The organism is Cellulomonas sp. A375-1, assembly GCF_001040865.1.
Taxonomy (GTDB): domain Bacteria; phylum Actinomycetota; class Actinomycetes; order Actinomycetales; family Cellulomonadaceae; genus Cellulomonas; species Cellulomonas gelida.
This window is the reverse complement of sequence record NZ_LFKW01000032.1, coordinates 18,020-29,603: the sequence shown is the minus strand read 5'-3', so window position 1 is coordinate 29,603 and position 11,584 is coordinate 18,020. Positions and strand designations below refer to the sequence as shown.

The following is an 11,584-nucleotide window of genomic DNA, read 5'->3' as shown; positions in this document are numbered from 1 at the left end:
CGTCCGCGGCGCCGCCCGCCGCCCCCGTTCCGCCCGCCTCGCCGTCGACCGCTCCCGCCGCGCCCCCCGCGCCCCCCGCCTCGCCGCAGCCCGAGCCTCCGGCGACGCCGCCGGTGGACCGGTCGAGCGAGAGCGACCAGAGCGCCACCTCCTGAGGCACCCGTGGCCACCGATCGCCGGGGGTCCGCCCCTGGCGGACGGATGCCCCTGCGGGCGCACCTGCTCGAGCTGCGTCGCCGCCTCTTCTTCGCAGCGTTGGGGCTCGTGGTCGGCGCCGTCGCAGGCTGGTTCCTCTACGTCCCCGTGTTCGACCTGCTCCAGCAGCCCCTCAGGGACGTCGCCGAGGACCGCGACACGATCGTCGCCCTGAACTTCGCGGGTGTCGCGACGTCGTTCGACATGAAGATCAAGGTCTCGCTCTTCCTGGGCGTCTTCGTCTCGAGCCCGTGGTGGATCTACCAGCTGTGGGCGTTCGTGACGCCGGGCCTGACGAAGAAGGAACGGCACTACGCGGTCGGGTTCCTGGCCGCCGCCGTGCCGCTGTTCCTCGCCGGCGCGGCACTGGCGTTCTGGGCCCTGCCCAACGCGGTCCGGCTGCTCACCGAGTTCACGCCCGAGGACGCGACCAACCTCATCGACGCGCAGACGTACCTCAGCTTCGTCATGCGGCTGCTGCTCGCGTTCGGCCTGGCGTTCCTGCTCCCCGTCCTCATGGTCGCGCTGAACTTCGCGGGGATCGGCCGGGCCGAGACGTGGCGACGTGCCTGGCGCTGGGCCGTGCTGGTCGCTTTCACCTTCTCGGCGATCATGACGCCGACACCCGATGCGTTGACGATGATCGCGGTCGCGCTGCCGATCTGCGGCCTGTACTTCGTCGCGCTCGGCGTGTGCGCGCTGCACGACCGGCGCGTCGACAGGCGCCGTCGCGCCGAGGGTCTGCCAGGGCTGGACGGGACCATGCCGCCCCCGCCGCCCGAGCAGGAGCAGCCCGCATGACCGCGCGCGTCGGGCTCGTCGTGAACCCGACCGCGGGCAAGGGGCGCGGCTCGGCCGCGGGGCGGGAGGCGCACGCCCGCCTGAGCGCGCTGGGCCTGGCCGTCGAGGACCTCTCCGGGCCCTCGCTCGTGCAGGCCACGGACCGCGCTCGCGCCGGGGCGCTGCGCGGGCTCGACGCGCTCGTCGTGGTCGGCGGGGACGGCATGGTGCACCTCGGCGCCAACGTCGTCGCCGGGACCGACGTGCCGCTCGGCATCGTCGCGGCCGGCACGGGCAACGACATCGCCCGGACGCTCGAGCTGCCGCGCGGCGACGTCGGCGCGTCGGTGCGGGCCATCCAGCACGGGCTCGCCGCGGGAGCGCGCCGCGTCGACGCGGTCCGGGTCGGTCCGCCCGGCACCCGTCAGCAGGAGTGGTTCGTCGGGGTGCTCTCGTGCGGCATCGACGCCGCCGTGAACGCACGCGCCAACGGCTACAGGTGGCCCAAGGGCTCGGCACGGTACGTCCGCGCCCTCGCGGGTGAGCTGGGGCGCTTCCGGCCCTTCGGCTACCGCGTGACCTACGACGGTCAGGTCTGGGAGTCCGCCGGCACGGTCGTGGCGGTCGCGAACACGCGCTGGTTCGGCGGCGGCGTGAAGATCGCGCCCGACGCCGCGATCGACGACGGGCTCCTGGATGTCGTCGTCGCCGGGCCGTTCACCAAGCCCGGCGTGGTGACGATCTTCCCGGGGCTCTACCGGGGCAAGCACGTGCACGACCCGCGGGTGCAGGTGCTGCGCGCGCGCCAGGTCCTCGTGGAGGCCGTGCCCGCACTCGGCGCGGTGCCGCCGCCCGCGTTCGCCGACGGTGAGCGGATCGGGCCGCTCCCGCTGCAGCTCGCGGTCGTGCCCGGCGCGCTGTCCGTCCTGACCTGACGGGCGTGCCTAGGGTGGGCAGGTGCCGTCACGCTCCCGTCACCGCCACAAGCCGTCCGAGCGTCCGACGCCCGACGCCGGGTCGCGCGACGCTTCCGCACCTGACCGTTCCGCGCGCCGTGCGTCCGACGACGTCGAGCTCTCGCCCGCCGAGCGGTACGCCGCCGCACGACGGCGCGCGCAGGACGAGCGCGGGGAGCTCGCGCAGTTCCGCGAGCTGATCGGCTTCCAGCTCGACGACTTCCAGCTCGAGGCGTGCCGGGCGCTCGAGCGTGGCAGCGGCGTCCTCGTCGCCGCGCCGACCGGTGCGGGCAAGACCGTCGTCGGCGAGTTCGCCGTGCACCTCGCGCTGGCCGCCGGCCGCAAGGCGTTCTACACGACGCCCATCAAGGCGTTGTCCAACCAGAAGTACGCCGACCTCGTGCGGCGCTACGGTCCCGATCAGGTCGGGCTGCTGACGGGTGACACGACGGTCAACTCCGAGGCGCCCGTCGTCGTCATGACGACCGAGGTCTTGCGGAACATGCTCTACGCGGGCTCGGGCACGCTCGCGGGGCTCGGCTACGTCGTCATGGACGAGGTGCACTACCTCGCGGACCGGTTCCGCGGGCCGGTGTGGGAAGAGGTGATCATCCACCTGCCCGACGACGTGCAGCTCGTCTCGCTGTCCGCGACGGTCTCGAACGCAGAGGAGTTCGGGGACTGGCTCGCGACCGTGCGGGGCGACACGACGGTCGTGGTGAGCGAGCATCGGCCCGTGCCGCTCGGCCAGCACGTCCTGGTACGAGACGAGCTGCTCGAGCTGTACGCCGGCCACGTCGACCCCACGGACCCCGGTGTCGACCCGCCGATCAACCCCGACCTGCGCCGTCTGCTCGCCTCGCGCACCGCCGAGGAACGTCGCGGGCCCGGCGACCGCGGCTACCGCGGCCGGGGCGGGAACCGGCCCGGCGGTGGGCGCGCGGGCGGGGGAGGAGCAGGCGGCGCGCGGGGTGGCGGCATCCGGCCGTCGCCGCGCTTCGCGGTGGTCGACCTCCTCGACCGCGAGGGCCTTCTCCCGGCGATCGTCTTCATCTTCTCGCGCGCCGGGTGCGAGGCCGCCGTGGAGCAGTGCCTCGCCGCCGGGGTGCGCCTGACGACGCCCGCCGAGCAGGCGGAGATCCGGCAGCTCGTCGAGGAGCGGTGTGCCGCCGTGCCGCCCGAGGACCTCGACGTGCTCGGCTACTGGCAGCTCGCGGACGCGCTCACGCGGGGGGTCGCCGCGCACCACGCCGGCATGCTGCCGCTGTTCAAGGAGACGGTCGAGGACCTGTTCTCGCGCGGACTGGTCAAGGTCGTGTTCGCGACCGAGACGCTCGCGCTCGGCATCAACATGCCCGCCCGGTCGGTCGTGCTCGAGAAGCTCGTGAAGTGGGACGGGTCGCGTCACGTCGACGTCACGCCGGGGGAGTACACCCAGCTCACGGGCCGGGCAGGCCGTCGAGGGATCGACGTCGAGGGCCACGCGGTCGTCGTGGCTCACCAGGGTCTCGACCCCGTGCAGCTGGCGGGCCTGGCATCCAAGCGCCTGTACCCGCTGCGGTCGAGCTTCCGTCCGACGTACAACATGGCCGTCAACCTCGTCGCCCAGGTGGGCCGCGAGCGGGCGCGCGAGGTGCTCGAGACGTCCTTCGCGCAGTTCCAGGCGGACCGCGGCGTCGTCGGGCTCGCACGCCAGGCGCAGGCCCACACCGAGGCCCTCGAGGGGTACGCGCAGGCCATGCAGTGCCACCTGGGCGACTTCGAGGAGTACGCCGAGCTGCGCCGGCAGATCTCCCGGGCCGAGAAGGACGCCACGCGGCAGGAGGCCGGCGCGCGCCGGGCCCTGGCCGTCGCGTCGCTCGAGGGTCTGCGTGCGGGCGACGTGCTCGAGGTGCCGACCGGGCGACGCAGCGGGTTCGTCGTCGTCGTCGACCCGGGCCTCAAGGGCGGGTTCGACGGCCCGCGTCCCACGGTCCTGACGACGGACCGTCAGGTGCTGCGGCTCACCGCCGCCGACGTCGGACGAGGAGCGCGCACGGTCGGTCACGTGCGGGTCCCGCGCGACCTCAGCGTGCGCGTCCCGGCCGCCAGGCGGGACCTGGCCGCACGACTGCGGGCGGCGGTCGCGGACCTCGCCCCGGCGCCGCACGAGCGCCCTCGCCGCCCCGCCCGGGCCGACGAGGACGCGCACGTCGCGCAGCTGCGGCGACGCCTGCGCGCTCATCCCTGCCACGCGTGCCCCGACCGTGAGGAGCATGCGCGCTGGGCCGAGCGCTGGTCACGGCTCAAGGCCGAGCACGACGCGCTCGTCGGCCGGATCGCGGGCCGTACGGGCTCGATCTCGGCGGTGTTCGACCGGACCTGTGACGTGCTCGTCACCCTCGGCTACCTCGAGGCCGCTGAGGGCGCGCGCGGGCTTCGGGTCACCGCCGACGGCCGCTGGTTGCGGCGCATCTACGCCGAGAACGACCTGCTCCTCGCGGAGTGCCTGCGCCGCGGCGTGTGGGACGAGCTGGACGCGCCCGGGCTCGCCGCTGCCGTGTCGACCGTCGTGTACCGGTCGCGCCGCGACGAGGACGCCGAGCCGCACGTCCCGGGAGGTCCACGCTCGCGCCTCGGGATCGCTCTCGAGGGCACCGTGCGGGCCTGGTCCGAGCTCGAGGACCTCGAGTCCGCGCACACGCTCGAGACGATCCAGCCGCTCGACCTCGGGCTGGTGGAGGCCGTGCACAAGTGGGCAGCCGGCCGCAGCCTCGACGCGGTGCTGCGCGGCGCCGACCTCACGGCCGGCGACTTCGTCCGGTGGTGCAAGCAGGTGATCGACGTGCTGGACCAGCTCGGGCAGGCGGGTCCGCACGAGCGCATCCGGACGACGGCGACGGCCGCGGTGGCGGCGTTGCGCCGCGGGGTCGTGGCGTACTCGTCGGTGTGACGCCGCTCGCACCGGGTGCCCGACGACCGTGACCTGCGGCGGCGCGGTGGCATCGGCGTCACGCGCGGTCGCGCCGGTGCGCCACCGGTGCCCTATCGTGCGCGTGTGAGCTCCACCCTGTACCGCGGCGGCGTCGTGCACTCTCCGGCCGACCCGTTCGCTGAGGCCCTGCTCGTCGAGGACGGCACCGTCGCCTGGCTCGGCGCCGACGACACCGCCGACGGCTTCGCGTCGCGGGCCGACGAGGTCGTCGACCTGGATGGCGCGATCGTGACGCCCGGCTTCGTCGACGCGCACGTCCACGTGCTCGAGACCGGTCTGGCGCTCGGCTCGGTCGACCTGAGCGCCGCGCGCTCGCTCGACGAGGCGCTCGGCGCGGTCCGCCGCGCGGCGGACGCGCGCACGGGCCAGGACGTGCTCCTCGGCTTCGGCTGGGACGAGACGCACTGGCCCGAGGGCCGCGGTCCGACCCGCACCGAGCTCGACGCAGCGGCGGGCGGGGCTCCGGTCTACCTCGCGCGCGCCGACATCCACTCGGCTGCGGTGTCGAGCGCCCTCGCCGACGGGCTCGGGCTGGCGCACGTCCCCGGCTGGGACCCGGACGGTCGGGTCGACGGCGAGGCGCACCACGCGGCACGTGAGGCGGCGCGCACCATGGACGCGGCACGGCGCACGCGGCTCTACCGCCTCGCGCTCGAGCACGCGGCGTCCCGCGGGATCGTCTCGGTGCACGAGCACTCGGCACCGTTCATCGACACGCGTGAGGGTCTGGTCGAGCTCCTCGAGCTCACCCGGGACGCTGCGGGAGGTCTGCCGCACCTGGTCGCGTACCGGGGCGAGGCGTGCGAGACCGTCGACGACGCACGCGAGGTGCTCGCCGCCGTGCCTGGGCTGACCGGGCTGGGCGGGGACCTGAACGTCGACGGGTCGATCGGCTCGCGGACCGCCGCGCTGCGAGCGCCGTACGTCGACGGCGCGGGCGACGGCGTGCTGCACCTGACCGCCGAGCGGATCGCGAACCACATCGCCGCGGCGTCCCGCGCCGGTGTGCAGGCGGGTTTCCACGTCATCGGCGACCGCGCGATGGATGAGCTCCTGATCGGGCTGCGCGCGGCTGTGGACGTCGAGGGACCGGCGGCCGTGGCACGCACGGGCGTGCGTCTCGAGCACGCCGAGATGGTCGATGCCCCGACGCTGGCGGCCCTCGTGCTGCTCGGGGTCCGGCTCAGCGTCCAGCCGGCGTTCGACGCCGCCTGGGGCGGCCCGCAGGGGATGTACGCGACGCGGCTGGGCGCGGCTCGGGCGGCCGCGCTCAACCCGCTGGCCGACCTCGCGGGGGCCGGCGTGCCGCTCGCCTTCGGGTCGGACTCTCCGGTGACGCCGATCGACCCGTGGGCGGGCGTGCGGGCCGCCGTCGAGCACCACGCGAGCGAGCAGCGACTCTCGGCGCGCGCCGCGTTCCGCGCTGCGACGCGTGGCGGGTGGCGCCTCGCGGGACTCGACCACGTGGGCGAGCTGCGCGTGGGCGCCCCCGCGCACCTGGCCGTGTGGCGGGCTGCACGCCTCGCGGTGCAGGCACCCGACGGCCGGCTCTCGGCCTGGAGCCCGGACGCGCGGGCAGGGATCCCTCTGCTGCCGTTCCTGGGCGCCGACGAGGAGCCTCCGCGCTGCCTGCGGACCGTACGCGACGGCGTGGTGCTCTTCGACGCGATGCCCTGACGTCCGCCGGCCGGGTGAACTTCTGAGCGGGGCGCGCGTCGTGGACGCCGCGACGCGCGGTCACCTGGACGACGTGCGCCGGACACGCCGGGGCAAGCGGGGCGACACGCGGGCGACACGCCGCACGAGGACAACCGACCCGTCCGGGTGGTCGCGCGCTGACCTGCGGCGAGTCCTCTGGCCTGCGGCGACGCGGGCTTGACAGCGATTCTGAGAGCGGTAGTTTTCCCGTTGACCCGCTGCCCAGGGGGTGCAGTGACGACGAGGTCACCCGCCGGTCGAGCACACACAGCTCGGGAGCGAGGCACGTCCGGCGGCGGTCACCAGGCTCCGGCCGGGCCCGCGTGTTCAGTAGACAACGGTCGTCGCGCTGCGGCGCGCGACCGGTACGAAGGACACGCGGGCCGGTCGGTCGGCCTGGGCTCGGGCCGGGTCCTTCGGCCGTCCTGGACGCACGGCTTTCTCGCCTAGGCTGGCGCGGTGCCCGCCGCCCGACCGTCCCGCTGGTGGACGCTGCTGCTCGCGGTAGCCGGTGGCCTCGTCACCCGTGTCGCGTTCCCCGGGCCGGGCCTGTGGCCCGCAGCGTTCCTCGGCATCGCGCTGCTGTACCTCGCCCTGCGGCGCGACAGCGCGCGGTGGAACGCGCTCGTCGGGCTCGTGTGGGGCCTCGCCTTCTTCCCGGCGCTGATCACGTGGGCCGACGAAGCCGTCGGCCCGGTTCCGTGGCTCATGCTCTCGCTCGCGTGCGCGGCGTACGTCGCGCTCTTCGGCGCCGCGTGGAGCTGGGCCCGCCGGGGCGAGGCGGTCTGGCGCAGCCCGTGGTGGCAGCTGCCCGTGTTCGTGGTCATCTGGGTCGCGCTCGAGGAGGCCCTGGCGTTCTGGCCGTTCGGCGGGTTCCCGTGGGGCCGGCTCGCGTTCTCGCAGGCCGACTCGCCGCTCGCGAGCTTCGCCGCGCTCGGGGGCGTGCCGCTGCTGAGCGCGGCCGTCTGCACCGTCGGCGTCCTGCTGGGGCGTGCGCTCATCGCGTTGCGCCACGCGCAGCTGCTGACCGCGTCGAGCACCGCCCTCGCGGCCGTCTTCGTGGTGCTCGCCGGGTTCGCCGTGCCGCTGCCGACGGGCGCGCAGGACGGCACGCTGCTCGTCGGCGCCGTGCAGGGGAACGTCCCTGGGCAGGGCCTGGACGCGTTCGGACGCCGCGCGGTGGTGCTCGACAACCACGTGCAGGGGACCTACGCGTTGCTCGACGACGTCGAACCCGGCGAGCTGGACCTGGTGCTCTGGCCCGAGAACGGCACGGACATCGACCCGCAGGTCGACAAGCAGGCGGCCGCGGCGATCGACGGCGCCGCGCAGGCACTCGGGGCTCCGATGCTCGTCGGGACCGTCGAGTACCCGGAGACCGGCGGGCGATACAACACCTCAGTCTTGTGGGAGCCCGGACAAGGCGTAGTCGCGACCTACTCCAAGCGCCACCCCGCACCCTTCGCGGAGTACATCCCGCTGCGGCCTGTCGCCCGCCTCTTCTCCTCCGCGGTGGACCGCGTCACGCGGGACATGCTGCCCGGTCACGGCGACGGCGCGATCCCGCTCGAGTCCGAGCGGCTGGGGAGGACCGTCGTCCTCGGCGACGTGATCTGCTTCGAGGTCGCCTACGACTCCTTGGTGCGGTCCGCCGTCCGGGCCGGGGGAGAGATCCTCGTCGTCCAGACCAACAACGCGACGTTCGGCTGGTCCGACGAGTCCACGCAACAGCTGGCGATGTCGCGGATCCGCGCCATCGAGCACGGCCGGGCCACCGTGCAGATCTCCACGGTCGGCGTCAGCGGTGTGATCCAGCCCAACGGGGCCCTGACCGAGAGCACCGAGCTGTTCACGGCGGACCAGATGATCGCTAGCCTTCCGCTGCGCACGTCGCAGACGTGGGCAACGCGCCTCGGAGCGTGGCCGGCATGGGGCATCGACGCCCTGGCGCTGTGCGCCGTCGTCTCCGGCGCCGTAGGAGCCGCGCGGCTGCGCGGCACGAACCGGGGGGAGCCCGCGTGAGTGCACGAGTCCTCGTCGTCGTCCCGACGTACAACGAGAAGGAGTCCATCCCGGGCGCGCTGTCGCGGCTGCTCGAGCACGTCCCCGAGGCCGACGTCCTCGTGGTCGACGACGGGTCGCCCGACGGCACGGGCCAGCTCGTCGAGCAGATCGCGTCCGACGAGCGCGACGCCGATGTCGCCCGGGCCGTCTCGGTGCTGCACCGCACGAGCAAGCAGGGTCTGGGTGCCGCGTACGTCGCGGGGTTCGGCTGGGCGCTCGAGCGCGGCTACGACGTGATCGTCGAGATGGACGCCGACGGCTCGCACCGTGCGCAGGACCTGCCGGCGCTGCTGGCCGCCCTGCCCGAGGCCGATCTGGTCCTCGGGTCGCGCTGGGTCCCCGGCGGCAGCGTCGTCAACTGGCCGAAGAACCGCGAGGTCCTCTCGCGGGGTGCGAACACCTACACCCGGCTGCTGCTCGGCATCCCGGTGCACGACGCGACGGGCGGGTTTCGCGCCTACCGCGCCGACCTGCTGCGTGACCTCGCGCTCGCCGACGTCGCCTCGCGCGGCTACTGCTTCCAGATCGACATGACGCTGCGCTCGCTCGCTGCGGGGGCGCGGGTGGTGGAGGTGCCGATCACCTTCGTCGAGCGCGAGCTCGGCGCGTCGAAGATGAGCCGCGACATCGTCGTCGAGGCGCTCGTCAACGTCACCCGGTGGGGGATAGCAGAACGCTCCCGCCGTGTGGCGGGAGCGTTCAAGCGGGGGGTGCGCAGCGACCGCGTCGCGCGGCGCTGAGGAGATCAGGCGCTGCGGCGCAGCTTTCCGGCCCGCAGCAGGTCGAGGCGCTCGTCGAGCAGCTCTTCGAGCTCACCGATCGTGCGGCGCTCGAGGAGCATGTCCCAGTGCGTGCGCGGAGGCTTGGTGGCCTTGGCCTCGGGCTTGGACGCGTCACGCAGGAGCGCCTCGGCGCCGCAGCGGCACTCCCAGACGACGGGCACGTCGGCCTCGACCGAGAAGGGGAGGATGATCGTGTGCCCGTTGGGACAGTCGTAGTGCGCCTGGAGACGAGGGGCGAAGTCGACGCCCTCCTCGGTCTCCATGCTCTGCGACCCGATGCGCATTCCGCGCAGGGACCTGTTCGCCATGAGAGTGACCTCCGTGCCGGATCGCGGCCGTCGAGTATGAGTTCCACCGGGCTCAACGGCGGAGAGCTCTTCAGTGTTCCAGCGTGACGTGAAGGGATCGTGAACGCACGCGGAGCGGCCCGGAGAGGCTTACTGTGCGGGAGTGATGTCCACCACCTCGACGCCCGCCGACATGACCTTCCGCCGTCTGGGCGACTCGGGACTGGTGGTCTCGACCGCTGGGCTCGGGTGCAACACGTTCGGCGCGACGCTTCCTGACGAGGGTGTCACACCTCTGGTCGACGCGGCACTGTCTGCGGGTGTGACGTTGTTCGACACCGCCGACGTGTACGGCGGCCGTCCGGGAGGGAGCGAGGAGCTGCTCGGCGCCGCGCTGCGGGGTCGCCGGGACGACGTGATCGTCGCCACGAAGTTCGGTATGGACATGCACGGCACCAACGGGCCCGACTGGGACGCGCGCGGCTCGCGTCGCTACGTGCGGCGCGCGGTCGAGGCTTCGCTGCGGCGTTTGGGCACCGACTGGATCGACCTGTACCAGATGCACTGCCCGGACGAGTCGACCCCGATCGAGGAGACGCTGGCCGCGCTGCACGAGCTCGTCGTCGAGGGCAAGGTGCGGTACGTCGGCTCGTCGAACTTCGCCGCGTGGCAGGTCGTCCAGGCGGACTGGACCGCGCGCACGGGCGGCCTCACCCCGTTCGTCTCTGCTCAGAACCGGTACCACCTGCTCGACCGCAGCGTGGAGGACGAGCTCGTGCCCGCTGCCGAGGCGTCCGGAGTCGGGTTGATCCCGTACACGCCGCTCGCGTCCGGCCTGCTCACCGGCAAGTACCAGCGCGGGCAGGGCGCACCCGACGGCACGCGACTGGCCCGCCTCCCCGAGCGGCTTGCGCGCGCGGACTTCGACCGGATCGACGCCCTCGTCGCGCTCGCGCACGAGTGGGGAGTCGACCTGCCGACGGTGGCGCTCGGCGGGCTCGCCGCCCAGCCGGGCGTGGCCTCGGTCATCGCCGGCGCGCGCACGCCTGCACAGCTGCGGGCGAACGTCGCCTCGATCCTGTGGGAGCCCGACCTCGCGCAGCTCGCCGCGATCGACGAGGTCGCGCCCGGCGCGCAGTAGCCCCTAGGAGGACGGCTCCGGCAGGCGCGACACCAGGAGCGCTGCCGTGCCGGGCATCACGTCGGGGCGGCCCTCACTGAGGCGCGAGGACGGACGGGCCGTGCGGTCCGATCGCGACGATCGCGCTCAACGGCACACCCGCTCCGTGCGTGGCACGCTCGAGCTCGACGACCCAGGTCAGCTGGTCACACACGTCCTCCTCGACGTCGCCGACGAGCGCTGCCACGACCGAGCCGCCCACGGCGTGCTCCTCGAGGACCGTCGCCAGGTCGTCCGCGAGGAACCGCGCGAAGCCGTCGGTGACCGTCACCGGGCGGTCGCTGATCGCGAGGACGAGGGGGAGCAGCCGGTCGTCGGCGTCGAGCAGGACGCACCACAGCGCGGGCGGCCCCGCTGCCTCGGGCCCGACGAGCGTCTGCAGTACACGCGCCGCCTGGTCCGGCGTCCGGACGGGTGTCCCGACGAGGGAGGCGGCGTCGGCGAGGTCGTCGTCGGGTCCGTGAGCGTCCCAGCTGCGTGAAGTCATGGGCGGCACGTTGCCAGGGCGCGTCGGTGCGAGCGCACGCAGCGCGGCCGCTCGGTGGACGTCCGGTCGGCAGTCGGGGCTGGGGTCGGCTCGCTGCCCCGCGGGCCGCCTGGGCCGAATCGATTTGCCGGGGCACACGTCGGCGGTCGGGTCTGCCGCCGCGTGCCGGACGGCTCCTAGG

Annotated in this window: 9 protein-coding genes; 7 read left to right on the top strand and 2 right to left on the bottom strand. The window is 74.0% G+C overall.

Annotated elements, in window-relative coordinates; all coding sequences use genetic code 11:
- The first annotated feature begins 201 nt into the window (after positions 1-201).
- From tatC to CWIS_RS03605, 6 genes are all read left to right on the top strand, one after another.
- The gene (tatC, locus tag CWIS_RS03630) at positions 202-996 is read left to right on the top strand and encodes a twin-arginine translocase subunit TatC (RefSeq protein ID WP_048341879.1); all 795 of its coding nucleotides are present in this window, start codon (positions 202-204) and stop codon (positions 994-996) included.
- Positions 993-1,910, top strand: a complete 918-nt coding sequence (locus CWIS_RS03625) for a diacylglycerol kinase family protein (protein ID WP_048341878.1) — start codon at positions 993-995, stop codon at positions 1,908-1,910. Before tatC ends, CWIS_RS03625 begins: the two co-directional genes overlap by 4 nt.
- Before the next feature lie 22 nt (positions 1,911-1,932).
- Positions 1,933-4,863 carry an RNA helicase gene (locus CWIS_RS03620; RefSeq protein ID WP_048341877.1) on the top strand — a complete coding sequence of 977 codons (2,931 nt, stop codon included), beginning with the start codon at positions 1,933-1,935 and terminating at the stop codon, positions 4,861-4,863.
- 105 nt (positions 4,864-4,968) lie between these two features.
- On the top strand, positions 4,969-6,582 hold the full coding sequence (locus tag CWIS_RS03615; RefSeq protein WP_048341885.1) for an amidohydrolase: 1,614 nt from the start codon (positions 4,969-4,971) through the stop codon (positions 6,580-6,582).
- A gap of 480 nt (positions 6,583-7,062) precedes the next feature.
- Positions 7,063-8,625, top strand: coding sequence for an apolipoprotein N-acyltransferase (gene lnt, locus CWIS_RS03610; protein WP_048341876.1), 1,563 nt, complete (start codon positions 7,063-7,065; stop codon positions 8,623-8,625).
- A complete protein-coding gene (locus CWIS_RS03605; RefSeq protein WP_048341875.1) occupies positions 8,622-9,407 on the top strand; it encodes a polyprenol monophosphomannose synthase in 786 nt (261 codons plus the stop codon). Before lnt ends, CWIS_RS03605 begins: the two co-directional genes overlap by 4 nt.
- A 5-nt stretch (positions 9,408-9,412) precedes the next feature.
- Here CWIS_RS03605 and CWIS_RS03600 read toward each other — a convergent pair whose 3' ends face one another.
- Complete coding sequence (locus tag CWIS_RS03600) at positions 9,413-9,757, bottom strand: RNA polymerase-binding protein RbpA (protein ID WP_048341874.1); 345 nt, start codon at positions 9,755-9,757, stop codon at positions 9,413-9,415.
- 145 nt (positions 9,758-9,902) lie between these two features.
- On the opposite strand from CWIS_RS03600, the gene CWIS_RS03595 reads away from it, so the two are divergent.
- On the top strand, positions 9,903-10,877 hold the full coding sequence (locus CWIS_RS03595) for an aldo/keto reductase (protein ID WP_082156184.1): 975 nt from the start codon (positions 9,903-9,905) through the stop codon (positions 10,875-10,877).
- A gap of 73 nt (positions 10,878-10,950) precedes the next feature.
- Here CWIS_RS03595 and CWIS_RS03590 read toward each other — a convergent pair whose 3' ends face one another.
- A complete protein-coding gene (locus tag CWIS_RS03590; protein WP_048341872.1) occupies positions 10,951-11,403 on the bottom strand; it encodes a hypothetical protein in 453 nt (150 codons plus the stop codon).
- Positions 11,404-11,584 lie beyond the last annotated feature (181 nt).

What these genes read in the sequence shown, in the direction of transcription:
- CWIS_RS03595 (WP_082156184.1), top strand. Translation starts at nt 9,903, where the DNA reads ATGTCCACCACCTCGACGCCCGCCGACATGACCTTCCGCCGTCTGGGC.
- tatC (WP_048341879.1), top strand. Translation starts at nt 202, where the DNA reads ATGCCCCTGCGGGCGCACCTGCTCGAGCTGCGTCGCCGCCTCTTCTTC.
- CWIS_RS03600 (WP_048341874.1), bottom strand. Translation starts at nt 9,757, where the DNA reads ATGGCGAACAGGTCCCTGCGCGGAATGCGCATCGGGTCGCAGAGCATG.
- CWIS_RS03590 (WP_048341872.1), bottom strand. Translation starts at nt 11,403, where the DNA reads ATGACTTCACGCAGCTGGGACGCTCACGGACCCGACGACGACCTCGCC.
- CWIS_RS03625 (WP_048341878.1), top strand. Translation starts at nt 993, where the DNA reads ATGACCGCGCGCGTCGGGCTCGTCGTGAACCCGACCGCGGGCAAGGGG.